The sequence below is a fragment of the Nocardia sp. NBC_00403 genome (assembly GCF_036046055.1).
Lineage (GTDB): Bacteria > Actinomycetota > Actinomycetes > Mycobacteriales > Mycobacteriaceae > Nocardia.
In genome coordinates, this window is the sequence record NZ_CP107939.1 from 7,684,510 (window position 1) to 7,702,505 (window position 17,996).

At 66.4% G+C, this 17,996-nt stretch carries 16 protein-coding genes and 2 pseudogenes; 8 read left to right on the plus strand and 10 right to left on the minus strand.

The genetic code is table 11. The features are described 5' to 3' along the window. The first annotated feature begins 243 nt into the window (after positions 1 to 243). Genes OHQ90_RS34425 through OHQ90_RS34445 form a run of 5 tightly spaced genes read left to right on the plus strand, consistent with a single transcriptional unit; the run spans position 244 to position 5,052 of the window. Positions 244 to 1,017 carry an urease subunit gamma gene (locus tag OHQ90_RS34425; protein WP_328404743.1) on the plus strand — a complete coding sequence of 258 codons (774 nt, stop codon included), beginning with the start codon at positions 244 to 246 and terminating at the stop codon, positions 1,015 to 1,017. A 2-nt stretch (positions 1,018 to 1,019) separates the two neighbouring features. Then, positions 1,020 to 2,837 carry an urease subunit alpha gene (locus OHQ90_RS34430; protein ID WP_327121181.1) on the plus strand — a complete coding sequence of 606 codons (1,818 nt, stop codon included), beginning with the start codon at positions 1,020 to 1,022 and terminating at the stop codon, positions 2,835 to 2,837. Positions 2,838 to 2,840: 3 nt separating this feature from the next. Further along, complete coding sequence (locus OHQ90_RS34435) at positions 2,841 to 3,515, plus strand: urease accessory protein UreF (RefSeq protein ID WP_328404745.1); 675 nt, start codon at positions 2,841 to 2,843, stop codon at positions 3,513 to 3,515. A gap of 32 nt (positions 3,516 to 3,547) precedes the next feature. After that, complete coding sequence (gene ureG / locus OHQ90_RS34440) at positions 3,548 to 4,240, plus strand: urease accessory protein UreG (protein WP_328404747.1); 693 nt, start codon at positions 3,548 to 3,550, stop codon at positions 4,238 to 4,240. Next, on the plus strand, positions 4,237 to 5,052 hold the full coding sequence (locus OHQ90_RS34445; protein ID WP_328404749.1) for an urease accessory protein UreD: 816 nt from the start codon (positions 4,237 to 4,239) through the stop codon (positions 5,050 to 5,052). Before ureG ends, OHQ90_RS34445 begins: the two co-directional genes overlap by 4 nt. A gap of 263 nt (positions 5,053 to 5,315) precedes the next feature. On the opposite strand, the gene OHQ90_RS34450 is transcribed toward OHQ90_RS34445, so the two are convergent. The 3 genes from OHQ90_RS34450 to OHQ90_RS34460 form a co-directional block, all read right to left on the minus strand. After that, positions 5,316 to 5,492 carry a hypothetical protein gene (locus OHQ90_RS34450; protein ID WP_328404751.1) on the minus strand — a complete coding sequence of 59 codons (177 nt, stop codon included), beginning with the start codon at positions 5,490 to 5,492 and terminating at the stop codon, positions 5,316 to 5,318. A gap of 316 nt (positions 5,493 to 5,808) precedes the next feature. Beyond that, positions 5,809 to 6,246 (minus strand): nitroreductase/quinone reductase family protein, encoded by a 438-nt coding sequence (locus OHQ90_RS34455; RefSeq protein ID WP_328404753.1) that lies wholly within the window; start codon positions 6,244 to 6,246, stop codon positions 5,809 to 5,811. A gap of 12 nt (positions 6,247 to 6,258) precedes the next feature. Continuing rightward, the gene (locus OHQ90_RS34460; RefSeq protein WP_328404755.1) at positions 6,259 to 6,861 is read right to left on the minus strand and encodes a TetR/AcrR family transcriptional regulator; all 603 of its coding nucleotides are present in this window, start codon (positions 6,859 to 6,861) and stop codon (positions 6,259 to 6,261) included. A 68-nt stretch (positions 6,862 to 6,929) separates the two neighbouring features. Here OHQ90_RS34460 and OHQ90_RS34465 point away from each other — a divergent pair, with 68 nt between their 5' ends. Together OHQ90_RS34465 and OHQ90_RS34470 are read left to right on the plus strand one after the other, a co-directional pair. After that, a complete protein-coding gene (locus OHQ90_RS34465) occupies positions 6,930 to 9,122 on the plus strand; it encodes an MMPL family transporter (protein ID WP_328404757.1) in 2,193 nt (730 codons plus the stop codon). Positions 9,123 to 9,736: 614 nt separating this feature from the next. Further along, positions 9,737 to 10,189, plus strand: coding sequence for a helix-turn-helix domain-containing protein (locus tag OHQ90_RS34470; protein ID WP_328404759.1), 453 nt, complete (start codon positions 9,737 to 9,739; stop codon positions 10,187 to 10,189). A 377-nt stretch (positions 10,190 to 10,566) separates the two neighbouring features. On the opposite strand, the pseudogene OHQ90_RS34475 reads toward OHQ90_RS34470, so the two are convergent. The 7 genes and pseudogenes from OHQ90_RS34475 to OHQ90_RS34505 form a co-directional block, all read right to left on the minus strand. Next, a pseudogene (locus OHQ90_RS34475) lies at positions 10,567 to 10,718 on the minus strand (VOC family protein); the annotation flags it as partial. Between the two features lie 123 nt (positions 10,719 to 10,841). Beyond that, a pseudogene (locus OHQ90_RS34480) lies at positions 10,842 to 11,602 on the minus strand (pirin family protein). Positions 11,603 to 11,688: 86 nt separating this feature from the next. Beyond that, a complete protein-coding gene (locus tag OHQ90_RS34485) occupies positions 11,689 to 11,850 on the minus strand; it encodes a hypothetical protein (RefSeq protein ID WP_328404761.1) in 162 nt (53 codons plus the stop codon). 60 nt (positions 11,851 to 11,910) lie between these two features. Beyond that, the gene (locus OHQ90_RS34490; RefSeq protein ID WP_328404763.1) at positions 11,911 to 12,792 is read right to left on the minus strand and encodes a MerR family transcriptional regulator; all 882 of its coding nucleotides are present in this window, start codon (positions 12,790 to 12,792) and stop codon (positions 11,911 to 11,913) included. Between the two features lie 110 nt (positions 12,793 to 12,902). Then, complete coding sequence (locus OHQ90_RS34495; RefSeq protein WP_328404765.1) at positions 12,903 to 14,384, minus strand: SDR family oxidoreductase; 1,482 nt, start codon at positions 14,382 to 14,384, stop codon at positions 12,903 to 12,905. Positions 14,385 to 14,443: 59 nt separating this feature from the next. Then, positions 14,444 to 15,157, minus strand: a complete 714-nt coding sequence (locus OHQ90_RS34500; protein ID WP_328404767.1) for a fasciclin domain-containing protein — start codon at positions 15,155 to 15,157, stop codon at positions 14,444 to 14,446. A gap of 1,210 nt (positions 15,158 to 16,367) precedes the next feature. Then, a complete protein-coding gene (locus tag OHQ90_RS34505) occupies positions 16,368 to 16,763 on the minus strand; it encodes a hypothetical protein (RefSeq protein ID WP_328404769.1) in 396 nt (131 codons plus the stop codon). Between the two features lie 331 nt (positions 16,764 to 17,094). Here OHQ90_RS34505 and OHQ90_RS34510 point away from each other — a divergent pair, with 331 nt between their 5' ends. Further along, a complete protein-coding gene (locus tag OHQ90_RS34510; RefSeq protein ID WP_328413307.1) occupies positions 17,095 to 17,931 on the plus strand; it encodes a DUF1206 domain-containing protein in 837 nt (278 codons plus the stop codon). The last annotated feature ends 65 nt before the right edge of the window (positions 17,932 to 17,996 follow it).

Consider the following 17,996-nt stretch of genomic DNA (forward strand, 5'->3'; position numbering starts at 1 on the left):
AACTATCCGCTATTCCGTTGATCGCGCGGGGCCGTCTCTTCCGTGGCCTCGAGCTGCTGACCAAGACCGAGTCTTCATTCTGATTGTCGAGTGACAGACCCGACTATCGAGTGACAGTCCAGCATCTCCGCACTGCCTGCCGATGTGCTGCCCAGCCTGCCATCGATCGCCAGTAGCCGTCATGTGCCACCGCAGCGGACGCGACCCCGATACGGGTGCCGTCTGGGCGTATGTCGTGTGGGTGTGCTGCCGGTCAAGGAAGAAGTAAGGAGGGACGACATGCATCTGACTCCGCACGAGCAGGAGCGCCTGCTCATCCATGTAGCGGCGGACGTGGCCCGCCGACGCCAAGAACGTGGCCTGAAGCTGAATTACCCGGAAGCGATGGCGCTGCTGACGGTGTACGTCTACGAAGAGGCGCGGGCGGGGACGCTCGTACAGGACATCATGGACTCCGGTCGTCAGCAGCTATGTCGTGATCAGCTGATGGAAGGTGTCCCGGAGATGATCAAGGACGTCCAGGTGGAGGCGACCTTCCCTGATGGCACGAAACTCGTGACGATCACCAACCCTATCCAGCCACACCAGGCGGCTCACCCCTGTGGGCCAGTACACATGCTGAAGGTCGAACCCGTTCAGGACACGACAGTGCAACCGGTGCATCCGGGAAAGGTGGAGTACCCAGACGGGGAGCCGCCGATCGAATTCAATGAGCAGTTGAAGGATTCGACGAGGAAGGTGGATGTGTCCAACCCCGGAAAACGTCCGATCCAAGTGGGCTCGCACTACCACTTCGCCGAGGCCAATCCCGGCTTGGACTTCGATCGTCAGGACGCCCACGGCATGCGGCTGAACATGGCGGCCGGGACCTCCCAGCGTTTCGAACCCGAGTGCGGCCCCGTCGAGGTCGAGCTCGTGCCTATCGAGGGTGAGCGTGTCGTGCTGGGCCTGCGCGGCGAAGTGAGCGGCCCTCTCGATCCTGCGCCCACACAACGAAACGGGAGGACCTCTCGATGACCATGAAAAGGGAAGCGTACGAGAATCCACTGACCCGCGAGGAGTACAACGAGCTGTTCGGGCCGACGGCCGGCGACCGGATCCGGCTCGCGGACACCGCCTTATCCATCCAGATCACCGAGGACTGGGCCGGCGGGCCCGGCCGTAGCGGGAACGAGGTCGTCTTCGGCGGCGGCAAGGTGATTCGTGAGTCGATGGGCCAGTCCAGCATCCCCCGCGATCCCGGCCCGCGCGATACGCGCAGGCCTGCGGACACCGTCATAACAGGCGCGGTGGTATTGGACCACTGGGGAGTGGTCAAAGCGGATGTGGCTCTGCGCGACGGCAGGATCCAGGCGCTGGGCAAGGCATACAACCCCGAGACGATGGACCCGATGCACGGTGACGATGGGACTCCCTCCGACATCGTGATCGGTCCGGAAACAGAGGTCATTTCGGGCAAGGGCCGCATTCTCACCGCCGGCGGCGTGGACACCCATGTGCACTTTCTGTGTCCGGAACAGATTCACGTAGCCCTCGCGGCTGGTGTGACCACGTTGATCGGCGGCGGAACCGGTCCCGCCGAGGGGTCCACCGCCACCACCGTGACGCCCGGCAAGTGGCATCTGGCCCGGATGTTCGAGGCGCTGGACGACTTCCCCGTCAACATCGGTCTGCTGGGCAAGGGCAGCACCACATCCAAGACCTCGCTGTACAACCAGGTGGACGCCGGTGTTCTCGGCTTCAAGATCCACGAGGACTGGGGAGCGACCCCCGCGGTCCTCGACGCGTGCCTTCGGGTCTGCGACGACACCGGCGTGCAGCTCGCACTCCACGCAGACTCGCTGAACGAGGCCGGCTTCGTCGACGACACGATCAAAGCCATCGGCGGGCGCTGCCTGCATGTCTTCCACATCGAGGGCGCCGGCGGCGGCCATGCCCCCGACATGATCAAGATGGCGAGTCACCCCAATGTCCTGCCTGCTTCGACCAACCCGACCCGACCCTTGACGGTGAACACCGTCGCAGAACACCTGGACATGATGATGGTCTGCCACCACCTCAATCCGGAAATCCCGGCAGATCTGGCCTTCGCCGACTCACGGATCCGCCCTTCCACCATGGCGGCCGAGGACCTGCTGCACGATATGGGCGCGATCTCCATAATGTCCTCCGACGCCCAGGCCATGGGCCGCATCGGTGAGATGATCATCCGTACCTGGCAGACCGCGCACGTGATGAAGAACCGTGTCGGCTTCCTGGATGGAGACAACGGCTCGGATAATCACCGCGCCCGCCGCTACATCGCGAAGTACACCGTCAATCCCGCGATAGCCCACGGCATCGACCACGAGGTCGGCTCGGTCGAGGTCGGCAAACTCGCTGATCTGGTGCTGTGGGAGCCGAAGTTCTTCGGCGTCAAACCACACCTGGTCCTCAAGGGTGGCCAGATCGCCTACGCCCAGGTGGGAGACGCCAACGCGTCGATCCCCACGCCGCAGCCGATCCTGCCGCGTGCGGTGTGGGCAGCTCAGGGCCGGGCCCCCGCGGCCAATTCGTTCAACTTCGTCACACAGCGGGCCCTGGACAAGGGGCTGGCCCAAAGGCTCGGCGTCAGCAAGCAGTTCCGCGCCATCGAAGACACCCGGGGCCGTGGAAAGAGCAGCATGCTGGAAAACAACGCCACGCCCGAAATCGACGTGGACCCCGAGACCTTCACGGTGGAAATCGGCGGAAAATCGACAGGGGACAACATGACCGAGGTGGACGGGCAGAAGATGCTCCCCAAGCAGGATCACGCCACCGCGCTGCCGATGGCCCAGCGCTACTTCCTGTTCTGACCGATGAGCCGCGCAACCCTGCTCATCCTGGCCGATGGCCGCTTCCCCGCCGGAGGACACGCGCACTCCGGCGGGATGGAAGCTGCCATTGCTCGCGCAGCGATCCGTGACGCAGACTGTCTGCAGACGTTCTGCCAGGGACGGCTGCACACCACGGGTCTGGTCGCCGCGGCCCTGGCGGCCGCGACGGCCGCCGGCGCCGACCCACTGGCACTGGACGAGGCCGCTGATGCTCGCACCCCTGTCCTCGCGTTGCGCGACATCGCCCGCAAACAGGGACGGCAGATGATGCGCGCCGCGCGTGCCGTGTGGCCGGCACCCGAACTCGACAAGCTCGCCCGGGACCGCCCGCAGGGTACTCACCAACCCGTGGTGCTGGGCTTGACTGCTCGCGTGGCCGGCCTGACGTCCCTGGACGCCGCGTACGCCGCCGCCTACGAGAGCGTCAGCGGCCCAGCCACCGCAGCGGTACGACTGCTGGGCCTGGATCCCTTCGAAGCCACCGCCGTTCTTGTCCGGCTCGCCGACGACCTGGACCAGGTCGCCGACCGTGCGGCACGAGTTGCCGACCGTGTGGCAGATGAAGGCACCGCCGTGCTGCCCGCCAACTCCGCGCCACTGCTCGACGTCACCGCCGCGCAACACGCCCAGTGGCCGGTCCGCCTGTTCGCTTCCTGACCACACCCGTTCACACCGCTGAGGAGACCTCCGTGCACCTCGACGACAGCATCCCCCACTCGCACAGCGCCTACGCCGACCGACCCGCCGATCCCACCGGACCTGACGGTTCCCGCCGGGCACTGCGGATCGGTTTGGGCGGTCCGGTCGGCTCCGGAAAAACCGCCACGGTCGCCGCGCTTTGTCGGGCCCTGCGCGACCAGCTGTCCATCGCCGTGGTCACCAACGACATCTACACCCGCGAGGACGCCGACTTCCTGCTGCGCAATGCGGTCCTGCCCGCCGAGCGCATCCAGGCCGTGGAGACAGGAGCCTGCCCACACACCGCGATCCGTGACGACATCTCCGCCAACCTCGAAGCCGTCGAGCACCTGGAGGCGACCGCCGGACCGCTCGACCTCATGCTGGTCGAATCCGGTGGCGACAACCTCACCGCCATCTTCTCCCGGGGGCTGGTCGACGCCCAGATCTTCATCATCGATGTGGCCGGCGGCGACGACATCCCCCGCAAGGGCGGCCCCGGCATCACCACCGCCGACCTCCTGGTGATCAACAAGACCGATCTGGCTCCCCACGTCGGCTCGGACCTGGAAACCATGGCCACCGACGCCAAACGTCAGCGCGGCGAACGACCCGTCGCCTTCACCTCCCTCACCGCCGATGACGGCGTTCAGCCGGTAGCCGACTGGATACGCGCACGCCTGGCCACCTGGACCGCGGCATGACCAGCACCTCGCCACACACCCAGGCCGCACCGCGCGCAGGCAGAGGTGTCCACGCCACCGCCCGCATCCGGGCGGTCGGCATCGACGGCCCGACCGCCGTGCCCTACCTGCACAACGACGGCCCCTTTCACCTGTGCCAGCTCAGCCACCGCGGCACCCAAGCACGTGTCCGCATCGTCGGCGCGATGAGCGCGCCGCTGGGCGGGGACAGACTGGCTATCCACGTCACCGCCGAAACCGGCGCCGAACTGGAGATCACCACCGCCGCCGCCACCCTCGCCCTGCGCGGCGCCACCACCGACCACGCCACCTACGACGTGACTCTCACCGTGGAAGAACAAGCGACCCTGTCCTGGCTGCCCCACCCGCTGATCAGCACCCACGGCAGCAACCTACGCCAGACCTACACCGTGGACCTCGCCCCCACCGCCCGGCTCGTCCTGCGCGAAGAACTGATCCTCGGACGAGCCCACGAAACCCCCGGCAACCTCACCAGCCACCTCACCGTGCACCGCGACGGGCGTCCACTGCTCGCCCAGCACACCGCCTTCGGCCCCGCAGCCCCCGGCTGGGACGGCCCCGCCGTCCTGGCCGGACACCGCGCCACCGGCCACGTCCTCATCGTCGACCCAGCCTTCGCCAACGCCCCACCCGCCACCCGCCTGCTCGGCAACGACCCCGCCGACGGCCAGGGCATCGTCACGCCCCTGCCCGGCCCCGCCCTACTGGCCACGGCCCTCGCTCCGACAGCCACACCCCTGCGTCGCCTGCTGGACGACGCCATCGATACGTACACACCGAGCCGCACGTAGCCGACCAGATCGCAGATCCTTACCGGGCCTGTCCAGCCTCAGGCTCCGTCCCACTTTTCGGCTCGGACCCACATGCGGTGGTGGCAAGTCCTCCGGACCGGCCCACAGTGCCCAAGGTCAGACAGCCATACCGAAATATCAACTGCCACAGAGTCATTCAACAATCCGAAACGAGGCAATCCAGGTTTCCGAATATGAGACAAAGCCGACGACCGTGCAGGCCCTGACACACGCTCCGCCTACATAAAAGCCCCACCGCGCAGTCAGGGTTCGACGAGCGAGCCGCCGACGCGGCCGACCGTAACGAAGACGACGACGATTGACCTGTCGAGACGATGCGCCGCCGCGGGTTGTCTCCCGAGCAAGTGGACGATGCCGTCCATCTCTACGGGCTGGGTTGGTCTTTGGCTCGGGTCGGTCGGCATCTGGGTGTCGAGCATTCCACGGTCCTGGCCAAGTTGCGTGAGCGTGGTGCCCCTATTCGAGACACCCACGGCCGCCCGCGCACGTGAGTCAATTGCGACGGCTGTCGCCGCCCGTGCACTCGGATAGGTCATGTTCGGCTAGCGGGAACCCCGCCGCCAACCCATTACCGCGGGCTCGATGGTCGCCACCAGAGAGATGTCCGATGGCCGGGCATCGCGCGCCGGGCCTTCCTCGGCCGGACTGCAACACAGGATTCGAGCAAGATCCAGTAGCAGGTGACAGTGAACCGATCGGCATCTGCCTCCTGGGACCACGACCGCGCGCCGACGATCACACCCGCGGGGCCACCCGAAACAGTGGGCAGCGTGGTGCGGCTGCCGCGAAGCTGTCGGGCGACTCGGAGTCGACCAGGCCATTGCGGAGGAATGCCGCTGCGCCCCGGGGGTTCTGGCGCGGGAACTCGCGCAGGATCGGGCCGCGCTCAGCCTCGGAAATCTCGATCAGATCCACGTTCCGCACCTGGCGGCCGCGGGTGAGCGTGCCGCGTCCGGCGGCCCGGGCATTGCGGACCCAATCGGCATTCGGATACGCCCGCACGAGGTACTGGATGCCGTCGATGAGCACCGGCGCCACGGGCGTGATCTGCGCCCGGCCGGTCTTTCGGCCGGGCACCGTCAGCAGATGCATCGGACCGAATGGGAGTCCGATGCGGTGTGAGAAGACGACGACTCGGTTACGGAAGCGCTGTTTCGGTGAGAGTGTGGTCATGCGGGTCTCCGGTCAATTCGTGTCGGGGATAGCGGTTGTGAAGTTGTCGATGGTGGGGCCGAACGAACTCGCCACGTCATCGATGGAGTCGGTGGCGACCGGCCCGAGTTTCATGATGTAGCGGGCCCAGGCGATGCCTACGAGCTGAGCGCCGATCATGGCGGCTCGGCGCGCGGCGGCGTCACCGAGGGGTTCAGCCTTGCCGCCTCGCCAGATCCGTTGTGTGACGAACTCATTGAGCAGGGCCGCCGCCTCGGGTGAGCTGGATGCGGCCTGCGCGAGGGCGACGAAGGCACGGCCGGGCTCCTCCGGACCGCTCTCCCATTTGTGCAGGAAGTCCGAGACGATCTCGACTCCGGCGCGCACCCGTCCCTCGGCCCTGGCCGCCGCCTGCCGCTCCTGCGTGTACAGGCCGGCCATGCTCTCGACGAACAGTTCGAGCTTGGTGCCGAAGTAGTGGTACAGCAGCGCGGTATCCACATCGGCACGCCGCGCGACTTCGGTCATCGCGGCCTTGTTGAAGCCCTGTTCGAGGAATGTGGCCCGGGCCGCGGCGAGGATCGCCTCGCGGGTGCCCTGGTCGCCGGGCCTGCGTCCGCGTCCGCGTCCCACCATCGGGATCTCCCTTCAAATATTCACACAGTATGAATTCCATGCTTAAATCAGACACTATGAATTCTATCTTGGCAACCGAACCCCACCGGCCGGGCGGGCCGGGGCCGCTGCATATGAACCGGCCGGGCCGGATCGGGGCCTGGTGTTGCGACCACCGCCGAATGGTGCTGGCAGCCTGGATCATCGGTCTGCTCGCCGCGTTCGGGGCGGCGGGCAGCCTCGGGCCGCACTTCAAAGACAATTTCGGGGGTGTCGGGCAGGCTCAGCAGGTACAGGACATCCTGCACGGGCAGTTCCCCTCGCGGTCCGGTGACAGTGCGCGGGTGGTGTTCCACTCCACCGGCCCGATCGATGCCGCCACCGACCGGATCACCGAGACACTCGATGGGATCCGACCACTGCCAACCGTGGTCTCAGTGTCGCCGCCGGTGCGGGCGGACGACGGGCGCACGGCCTTCGCGACAATCCAGTTCGACGCGGTCAGCGCCGACCTCACCCAAGCCGATGTGCAGCGGGTGATCGATACCGCGCATGCATATGCCCGGCCGGATCTGGCTGTCGCCCTGGGCGGTCAGCCGATCAGTGTCGCGGTGAAACCGAAGCCCGGACCGAGCGAAGCCATCGGCATCGGCGCGGCCATTGTCATCATGCTCATAGCGTTCGGGTCTGTGGTGGCCATGGGACTGCCGATCCTCGTCGCGCTCGTCGGGGTGGGCGCCGGGTATGCAGTGGTCGCCCTCTTCAGCCACCTGCTCGTCGAGCCCAGCTTCGGGCCGGCACTCATGGCCATGATCGGCCTGGGCGTCGGGGTCGACTACGCACTGTTCATCGTGACCAGATACCGGCAGGCGCTCACCGACGGGCTCGACTCGCGCGACGCGGTCGTCCACGCCATGTCGACCGCCGGGCGCGCTGTATTGTTCGCCGGCACCACGGTACTCATCTCGCTGTGCGGCCTGTTCCTGGTCGGTCAGCAGTTTCTCGACGGTCTCGCCGTCGGAACCATCTCGGCCGTACTGGCCGTATTGGTGGCGACCGTGACCCTGCTCCCGGCTCTGCTCGGCTTCGCGGGCCGGGCCGTCGATCGGTGGCATGTACCGGGGCTGCTCCGATCCACCACAGCGGGGGCCGAGCGTGGCCTGTGGTGGCGATGGAGCGGGGTGGTGCAGCGTCGACCGGTGTTGTGTGGGGCGGCCGCATTGCTCGCACTCCTCGTGCTGGCCGTGCCGACCTTCGGCATGCGGTTGGCCTTCAGCGATTCCGGGAACGATCCGGTCGAACTCACCACCCGCCAGGCGTACGATCTGATGTCGGATGCGTTCGGGCCGGGCTTCAACGGCCCGCTGGTGCTGGCCGCCGAATTGCCCGGCGCGGCAACCGATCGCGCGGTGCTCGCCGAGTTCGTACAGCGACTCGCGACCGTTCCTGGCGTGGCTCGGGCGGCGGATCCCACCTTCAACGCGGCCGGCGACACTGCGGTGCTTACGGTCTACCCGACCAGCGCCCCGCAGTCCGCGGACACCGCGGCGCTGGTCGAGCGGCTGCGCAGTACCGTTGTCCCGCAGTCCACGGCGGGCACCGGAGTGCGGATTCTGGTCGGCGGCCAGACGGCGGCGGGGATCGACGAGTCGGCACACCTCGGGACACGGCTGCCGTGGGTGATCGGAGTGGTGATCCTGCTGTCCTTCATCTTGCTCATGGCCGTATTCCGTTCCATCGCAATCCCATTCAAAGCGGCGGCGATGAATCTGCTGTCCATCGGCGCCGCCTACGGGGCCATTGTCGCGGTCTACCAGTGGGGCTGGCTGTCATCGGTCTTCGGTGTCACTCGGACCGGACCCATCGATCCCTGGATTCCGCTGATGATGTTCACCATCACGTTCGGATTGTCCATGGACTACGAGGTCTTCCTGCTCTCGCGCATCCAGGAGGAGTGGCGTCGACGGCAGGACAACAGCGAGGCGGTGGCACACGGAATTGCCGCGACCGGGCGGATCATTACGGCGGCCGCCGCCATCATGGTCTGTGTCTTCGGGTCTTTCGTCATCGGGGATCCGCTGCGCACCCTGAATGTCTTCGGACTGGGTCTCGCCGTCGCGATTCTGGTGGACGCGACGCTGGTGCGCATGATCGCGGTCCCCGCGATCATGCAGCTGCTCGGCCGGGCCAACTGGTGGCTGCCCGGTTGGCTGGATCGGGTCACCCCGCAGTTCACCATCGAGCGGGAGGAGTTCGCGGCCGGCAGTGGCACAGTTGACTGATGCGGATCCGAATCTTGGGGCCACTGCAGGTGGTCACCGACGACATCGTCAGCGAGATCGGGGGTGCGCGGCTGCAGACCGGCACCGAGGCGGGCGTGGCAACTCGATCAAGACCAGATCCAGGCGTTGATACAGAACTACATCGCGGGCGCGTCGACCTACGAGCTGGCCGGCAAGTTCGGTGTCGACCGCCGGACAGTCAGCGCGATCCTGCATCAACACAACATCCCGATGGGCGGCGCGGCTTGTCCCCGACTCGAGTCGACGAGGCGATCGACCTTTATGGCTCGGCTGGTCCCTGGCCCGAGTCGCCCGCCACCTCGAAGTCGACCCGGCCACAGTGCTCAACCGACTGCGCGACCACGGCGTCAGCACACGGGACACCCATGGACGAACCCGTCCATGACACTCCACAAGATCGCCAGCAGAACACGCAGCCAACCAGCCGACCGAACACCAAAGGTCCCTGATCAACGCCAGAACCATGCAGATCACCCTGCGGGAATAGAACACTAAAAGGCTGCTGAACAGCAAATATGCGAGAGAAGTGCAGATTGCTCTCGCCTGCAACTGGGCACAAACGCCCTGTTCAAATGCCACTTTCGTCTCAAAAAGTGGACGTTGGGGGACGCTACTACAACACAAACGCGCAGGCAGACACGCTGCAAGCACTGCTGTCGAAGCTGCCAAACCCCGGAGACCCAAGACCACGCGCCGCCGACCAAGTCATTCCCCGGCGCGCACACCAACTACAGCGACGACTGACCGATACAGACCGCGCCGCGATCATCGCCGCCTACGAAGCGGGCTCATCGACCAAACATCTCGCCGCCCAGTGGCAACTCGCCAAAGCCAGCGTCCTGACCATCCTCCGCACGGGCGGTGCCAACATTCGACAACAACGACGACTCACCGACGAGGAGATCAATCATGCCATCAGCAGGTATCGTGACGGCGAATCACTCCAACGCATCGGTAAGCGTCTCGGCGTCGCCCACACCACCATCCGAGCCGCCCTCGAACGACGCGGTATCCCCCGACGCGACACCCACGGCCGACAACCCTAGCCACGCGCGTGTCAACACCGGGGGACCGCTGGGCGGGTCACTGTCGCCTGCCATGGTGTAGATCCATGCTGTTGCTCCCGCCGCCAGCTCGGTTTGTGACCCCGAACACGCTACGCCCGGCCCAGCTCTGCCTGATCCACTCCGCGACCTCGGAGTGTCGGAGCCGCATGAGATCGTCCACCCTCTCTCCGGCGCAGACGACCAGCCGATCGATTCTGCGAAACTGGCCATTCACCCGGCGAATTCCGCGCCCGAGGATGAGCATGAGTCCAGCGCCCCTCCGGCCGACCCCCGCCAGGACAACCACAGCGGCTCGCAACGGCTTCCAGTCGATCGGCGATACCGAAACCGCTTGGTCGAGCATGTGGCCAACCGGTCGACGAGCCGGCGTAGTCGCGGTTCTCGATCAATTCGGTGAGTGGGGATTCGAGCAGGTCCTGATAGAAGCGGTCGTTTGTTCAACGTCACTGCTGATCAGCGCGGTGTGGTGCAGGCCGCGTGCGGTGGGTTCGGCGCGCTGGCCCGGCAAGGCGGAGGTTCGACCGACGCAGCCGCCATGGCAGCGGCTGCGTCGGTCGATGGATCTGTCGTCTCGGGCTCCGATGATGTAATGCGCGGAACGGTTCCCCTGACGGTGGGTGGGCACTGAGGGTCAGAACTGGACGCTGGCGTGCATTTCCCAGACCAGGATCTCGGCGGGCTCGCGGTGACATGCTGGCCGCCGGTAGCGGTGAAGCGCACCGTGTCGCCGGTATGCAGCGGGCCAGCACCCTCGAGTGTCACCGCGCCGCGGGCGGCCAGGAACAGGTGCAGGAACGGCGCGTCGGGCAGGTGTACCGACTGCCCTGGGGCGAGCCGCGCGGCGTACAGGGCCGCGTGCGAGTTCCGGATCCGGATCGCGGCGTGGCCGTCATGTTTGCGCATACCCGAGGCGACCGGCAGCAGACTGCCGGACAGCAGTTCCGCCTCGATCTCCAGCTGCTCGTAACCGGGGGTGATACCGGCCTCGTCCACCCACATCTGCACGAAGTGCACCGGGGCCTGGTGGACGTCGCCGCTGAGCCGCCACGAGTCGTTCTTCTCCGAGTGCAGGATGCCGGTGCCGGCGCTCATGCGCTGGGCCAGGCCGGGGTAGATCACGCCGTTGTGGCCGGTGGAGTCCTGGTGGACCAGCGAGCCCTCCAGCACCCACGTGACGATCTCCATGTCGCGGTGTAGATGGGTGTCGAACCCCCTACCGGGATCGACGATGTCGTCGTTGTTGACCAGCAGCAGCCCATGATGAGTGTTGGCCCGGTCGAAATGGTGGCCGAAGGAGAACGAGTGCTTGGAATCCAGCCAGCCGAAGTCGGACTTGAACCGGTCCTCGGCGCGGCGGATGTCGACGGTGGGAGTCAAGCCGATGGTGCTCATGAGGTGCCCTCCTCCAAGATCGGTGCCGGCCCGATCGCCGACCCACAATTTGGTTGCCATGGAAACCAATCCGCGTCGGGGCGGAACTATTTCCGCCAGCGATCGCTGAGCAACGCCACCGCATAACGCTCACCCAACCGTGCCAACAGCACTGCCGCACCCTCGACGATCCGCCCATGGTTGCGCTGCCACACCCGCATCGCCTCGTGGCCGCGTCCGTCGAATCGGTACGCCAGCGCCGCAGCCACAGCCTGGCGCCATTGTTCAAGCAGACGGTTTGGTGACCCGACGTGGGAAGTCGCTCGCGATCACCGCAGATCAGCCGCGACCGCGGCCTGTAGCTCAGCGATGGCCGCCTCGAGCGTGTCTACACGAACCGCTGCTGACGGCGCCGCGCATTCCCTCCATCCGGGCCCCGCCAGCAGCACACGCGCCCAGCCCTCGCACGGGCCGAACGCCGGAACCGCGATCGCGGTGTGGCTCGATTGCGACCACAACACCACGACCGGCCTACGATTATGCTTGGCCAGCGCATCGGCAAGGGCGGCGGCGGGCACCGACGCGCCGAGCAGCAGCACAGGCAGACCGAGTTCGGCCAAGGCGGCGCGCAACACCTCCAACGGGAGCACATGATTCTCGCCGTCGGTACAGGCCAGCACGATCGGCGGCCCATCGAACACGTTGCGCAACAACGGAATCGCCCGGTGCAGACTGGTAGTCACTGCCCAGGACAGCAGATGCTCGACATCGACTAACCCGGCTCCCCTACCCTGCTTTCCGACGATCTCGGCAAAAGCCGGGCGGCACAACCGATTCCACGTCGCCCCTACACCATGATGAGTGAGATGGGCAGTGATTATGGCAAGCAACTCGGCGGCGTCGAGCCGCTGCGCGGCGGAGATCACCGGCGCGAGGTCACCGAGCTGTGGCACCGGCACGGCCACCGCGTGGGCAGCCACCGCGGCACTGGCCGGCCTCGCGCCCGCCCGCACCAACTCGACCATCCGAACCGCAACCGCGAAGTCGGTCGGCGTATAGCGCCGATGCCGGCCCTGGCAGTGCTGCGATGGCCCGAGGCCGTATCGCTGATTCCAACTCCGCAACGTCGCCACCGGCACTCCGAGCCTGCGAGCCACCGCTCCAACGGAGTACTCGACCAGCGGCTCCGCGGGCCACTCATCACTCCTCACAGACCCACCGCACTTACCTCGATCCCCCTGCACCCCATGACCTGACCGCAGCCACTCATCGCCAGGCCTCCTCCAGTTTGTAGCGAGTCGAGGAGCGGGTCGTCGAATCTTCAGCTCGATGAGGGCGCGCTCGCGGCGGGGGTGCGTTCGGCCGTCCCGGTGATGTTGCGGGCCATGCCGCCGAACACGGCGTTGTGAAACGGCGTGATCGCCTTCCAGTAGAGGTGCCCGGCAAGTCCGTGCGGCTGGAAGATGGCGCGTTGCCGGTAGCGGGAACCCCCGCCGGGATCGGGCTCGACGCCGAGTTCGAGCCACGCCAGTCCCGGGACCCGCATTTCGGCGCGAAGCCGCAACAGGTGAGGACGGTCGATATGTTCAACGCGCCACCAGTCCAGCGCTTCGCCGACGTGCAGACGGTGTGGGTCTTTGCGGCCGCGACGTAAACCGACCCCGCCGGTGACCCGGTCGATCCAGCCGCGCAGCGACCAGGCAAGCGGAAACGAGTACCAGCCGTTCTCGCCGCCGATGGATTCGATGACCGCCCACAGGGTGTCGGGGTCGGCGTAGGTATGGCGCTCACGCATGTCCTCGTAGAGCGAGCCGCCCGACCAGGCCGGGTCAGTCGGCAGCGGATCCGAGGGCGCGCCGGATGTGCTGGCGTCCGACCAGCGGGTCGGCACCTCGGCGTTGCGGATGCGGGTCAGTGCCAGCTCCATGGCACGTTCGCAGCGGGTGAGGCCGTCGGCGGGGTCGGGGATGTACGCGGCGATGTCGTGATCGCCGCACACGACTTCGTGGACGAGAGATTCGATGAGCGGGACGGCCAAGGCGCGCGGCACCGGGGTCACCAGATTGACCCATTGCGCCGACAGCCATGGCGTGAGCACCGGGACCGGCAGCACCACCCGACGAGTCAGCCCGGCGACCACCGCGTATTTGCGCATCATGGTCAGGTAGGTCAGGACGTCGGGGCCGCCGATATCGAACGGTCGGTTGACGTCGGCGGGCAGCTCGGCGGCCCGCAGCAGGTAATACACGACGTCGCGCACGGCGATGGGTTGGATGCGGTTGCGCACCCATCGGGGGGTGATCATCGCGGGCAGGCGTTCGGACAGATAGCGCAGCATCTCGAAGCTGGCCGAGCCGGATCCGAAGATAACTGCCGCGCGCAGTTCCGCGGTGGGAACCCCGGATGCCTGCAGGATTTCTCCGACCTCGGCGCGGGAGGCGAGGTGGCGCGAGAGCTCTGTGTGTTCCGGGATGATGCCGCCGAGATAGACGATGCGCTTGACCCCGGCCGCGGCCGCCGCGGCCGCGACGGTCCGCGCGGCATGCTGGTCGATGTCGTCGAAGTCGCGGCGGGTCAACGAGTGCACCAGGTAGTAGACGACCTCCTGGTCGGCGACCGCGGCGCGCACCTCGTCGTCATCGGTGACATCGCCGCGAACCACCTCGACCCGATCCCGCCACGGCACCTCCGCCAATTTCGCCGGTGTCCGGGCCACCGCCCGGACGCGATGACCGGCCCGCGCCAGTTCGGGCACCAGGCGTCCGCCGATGTACCCGGTCGCGCCGAAAACCACACACCGCATGCTTGATCATCCTTCTTCCCGGTCACGGTGCATGAACGATGCACATCCGGCCGCACCGTTCACGCGGGTGGCATCAAGACCGCGTCGATCAGGTACACGGTGGCGTTCGCCGTCTGCACTCCGCCACAGATCACCGAGGCGTCGGCGACCTTGATGTCGTCGCCCGACCGAGTAACGCTCACGGTGGCACCTTCGACGGTCTTGTGTTCGCCCGCGATCTGGCTCGGCGTCAGCCTTCCCGGCACCGCATGATAGGTGAGAATGGTTGTCAACTTCGCCGAATCGGTTTTGAGCGAATCGATCGTCGCCGCGTCGATTTTCGCGAATGCAGCATCCACAGGCGCGAAGACGGTGAACTGACCGCCGTTGAGCGTGTCGACCAGGTTGACCTGCGGATTGAGCTGACCGGATACCGCCGCGACCAGCGTCTTCAGCAGCGGATTGTTCGATGCCGCGACAGCAACCGGCTCTTGGGCCATGCTGTCGACCGATCCGGGCCCGGTCGGCACCTGTTTCGCATAGTCAGCGCAACCGGGCCCGACCAAACCCGCCGCCGCACCGCCCGCCGCCGCCGAAGTAGGCGCGGCCGAAGTAGGCGCGGCCGAAGTGGGCGCGGCCGAAGTGGGCGCGGCCGAAGTGGGCGCGGCCGAAGTGGGCATCGCTTTCGATGTAGCGGACGACGAATCGGAGTTGTCGTCGGAGCAGGCCGAGGCGCCGAGCAAGGCTGCCGCCAAGGCCAGACCGGCCAATACCGAACGTTGGGTTTTCCTCATTGTTCTATCGCTTTCGTCGATTCGACCTCACAGAGTCGTCTGTGGTTGCGGCGGCTGGCATCGCCTACAGCGCCGCCAGCCGTGGCGAGGGTCCGAAAGTCGGGCTGCACCTGACCCGCCCTCACTGTGCTATATCAGCAATCCAGCGCGACAATCTCGAGCACCACTGAGTGTTGCACCATCTCGACTCGAATGCATCGCTTTTGCATCGAACTATCCCGGATAGTGATGCTTGCCGGGCTCGCGGGGACGACAGTCACTGCCAGGGTCATGTCGCAAACCGTCAAGTCGGTGGCAATACCGATATCCGTCGCGTCCCTGGTCAGCTCGGCGAACGAGGGTCGATCACTTCGAAACAGCGGGAAACGGCGTCAAGTACCCCCACTCCTGTGTCAGAGGCGAGCATCGGTGAGTTCGTCCGCCAGTCCGCCGACATGGCGATGGCGAGCGTGCCAACAGGAAGTTGCGCCGTCCCCGGGCGGCCCGCACGGAGACCAGATGATGCTTCCGCAAACCCATGATCGGGGGCTCGCACCTGGGATCGGGAGTCCTGTTGCTGCTCACAGCAAAACTCCGCCCTCGCCGCCCGCCGACCGACATTCCGGTCGGCCCAGACTGTCCGAGCCGACGCCACGACATGTGTCGCTGACGGGGCCCGGTGCCGTGAACGCAGACTCAGCCGCGTTCGGTCTGCGAGGTATCAGGAGGGTCGTGGAAGCTCGCAGGGGTTTCCACATGCGCCCAGCCGCCTGACCCGCCCAGCAATGCGCTCTCGACCGGGGCGTCACAAACGCGGGCGGAGCGAATCGGACCTCGCTCTGGCGCCCTGCGGCGCTCACCACTGCGAGTTGCTCAGGTCCGCACCATTCGGTAAGCCACAACCGTCCGAAAAACATGACTTCGGGGCGGGACCGATCGGCCAGGGTCACCGTGACATCGGCACCGACATACTCGCCCCATACCACCCACCACATTTGATCCCGGTCGCCTCAACCCGGCGGCGACTGGGGCAACAACGTCCCGACAGCCTCACGCCTGCGACGCCATCGGCGTACACGTCCGCCATCCAGCCCTGACGGACATGCAGGGCCATACAAATCCGACACACCTTCAGACGCCGACCCGACCGTTGAACACAACACGGCGGCCGCGACCGCATCGGTGCGCATATTCCCGAGCCCCGACAGCCGGAGAAGCCTCGGGATCAATATCAGGGGCTGCGCGACGGCTGCTCAGGATCAGCCCTCCGCTGCGTCTCACCCGACTTCGAGTCCGGATCGACCTTATCCGCGCGCTCCCACTCCTTGTCCAACTCGGTTCGCGAATCCGCCGCCTCGCTGCGATGCGCATGCGCCTGCTGGGCAAGCTGCTCCGCCTGCGCCGCCTTGACCTCACCTTCGGCCTTCGCCGCGCGGCTGCGGGCAGCGACCTCCTCCGCCCGCGCCTGCTGCTGACCGACCTCGAATTCCCGTTCCGCCGCGCGCTCACGGATACCCTCGGCCTCGACCCGCTGATGCTCGCGCCGTTGGCGCATCAACAACCAGGCCACAAGCAAAACGACCACAACCGCGACGACGATGATCACGATCACAATGGTGGTGCTCATCTTTCGACTCCTCGCACCCTCCCCTCTCTACCCTAACGCCACTCCACCACCCCCCGAACTGGGAAAATGAGCGATCAGACGACGGGGTGAATCCGGCCCGGATCTACCGCCAGCGGGGAAGGTGGGGCTACGCTGACAGCGCGGAAAGGCCACCCAGAGGACACCCCGTGATCACCGATATCGGGTGGGTTCCCGAGACTACGAAGCCAGCCGGACAATCAGCCTGGGGACCGCGCTCCCACCCCGCATTCCGTCCGTCGCACCCCAGCGGAGCTTTCACCACCGCTACCAATACGAGGCAGGCACCATGCCTGACAACAACCTGTCCCCGATGTCCTCCGGCGCTTCGTCGTCGGCGTCCAATGACAACACGTCGTCCACGGCAGGCCAGCTGGCTCAGAACAGCATTTTCGAACGATTCGCCCGCACGGGCTTCATCGTGAGCGGCATCGTGCACCTGATCATCGGCTACATCGCCATCAGGATCGCCCTCGGCGGCGCTGGTACCGCCGACCAATCCGGGGCCATGTCGGAGCTGGCCGGCAAACCGGGTGGCGTCGTTGCCCTGTGGGTCGGCGGCGTCGCGTTTGTGGTGATGGCGCTGTGGCGGCTCGCCGAAGCGGCGCTCGGCAGTTCGTCCAAGCCTGACGCCGACAGCAAGAAGTCCGCAGCGTTCGATCGCGTCAAGGCATTTGCCCTAGCAGTCGTCTATTTCGCCTTCGCTGTCTCCGCGTTCGGATTCGCCCGCGGCCGCGGCGAGTCCAGCAGCGGCCAAAGTGCGGGGATCACGGCCCGCATGATGGACACCACCACCGGCACGCTTGCCCTCGTCGCAGGCGGGTTGTTCATCATCGCGATCGGCGGCTACCACGTCTACAAAGGAGCGAGCCAGAACTTCCTCGACGACCTCGAGGGCACCACCAGCGACCTCGTGCGCAGGCTGGGCACGGTCGGCTACATCGCGAAAGGGCTGGCCATCGCCGCGGTCGGGTTGCTGGTGATCCTCGCCGTCAGTCGATCCGAGCCAAGCAAAGCCGCCGGACTCGACGGCGCCTTCAAAACCGTGGGGGCTCAACCCTACGGAGTAGTCCTCCTCGTATTGTCCGGCCTGGGCATCATCACCTACGGCCTCTACAGCTTCGCCATGGCCCGATACACCAAGATGTAGCTGGGCGCAGCCCTGAGCAGCCGCGCGGCGAAGCTTCCCCACTAGGTTGCTGTATCGGTTGCGGA

What these genes read in the sequence shown, in the direction of transcription:
- OHQ90_RS34430 (WP_327121181.1), top strand. Translation starts at nt 1,020, where the DNA reads ATGAAAAGGGAAGCGTACGAGAATCCACTGACCCGCGAGGAGTACAAC.
- OHQ90_RS34435 (WP_328404745.1), top strand. Translation starts at nt 2,841, where the DNA reads ATGAGCCGCGCAACCCTGCTCATCCTGGCCGATGGCCGCTTCCCCGCC.
- OHQ90_RS34445 (WP_328404749.1), top strand. Translation starts at nt 4,237, where the DNA reads ATGACCAGCACCTCGCCACACACCCAGGCCGCACCGCGCGCAGGCAGA.
- OHQ90_RS34450 (WP_328404751.1), bottom strand. Translation starts at nt 5,492, where the DNA reads ATGCTCGACACCCAGATGCCGACCGACCCGAGCCAAAGACCAACCCAG.
- OHQ90_RS34455 (WP_328404753.1), bottom strand. Translation starts at nt 6,246, where the DNA reads ATGACCACACTCTCACCGAAACAGCGCTTCCGTAACCGAGTCGTCGTC.
- OHQ90_RS34460 (WP_328404755.1), bottom strand. Translation starts at nt 6,861, where the DNA reads ATGGTGGGACGCGGACGCGGACGCAGGCCCGGCGACCAGGGCACCCGC.
- OHQ90_RS34495 (WP_328404765.1), bottom strand. Translation starts at nt 14,384, where the DNA reads ATGCGGTGTGTGGTTTTCGGCGCGACCGGGTACATCGGCGGACGCCTG.
- OHQ90_RS34500 (WP_328404767.1), bottom strand. Translation starts at nt 15,157, where the DNA reads ATGAGGAAAACCCAACGTTCGGTATTGGCCGGTCTGGCCTTGGCGGCA.
- OHQ90_RS34505 (WP_328404769.1), bottom strand. Translation starts at nt 16,763, where the DNA reads ATGAGCACCACCATTGTGATCGTGATCATCGTCGTCGCGGTTGTGGTC.
- OHQ90_RS34510 (WP_328413307.1), top strand. Translation starts at nt 17,095, where the DNA reads ATGTCCTCCGGCGCTTCGTCGTCGGCGTCCAATGACAACACGTCGTCC.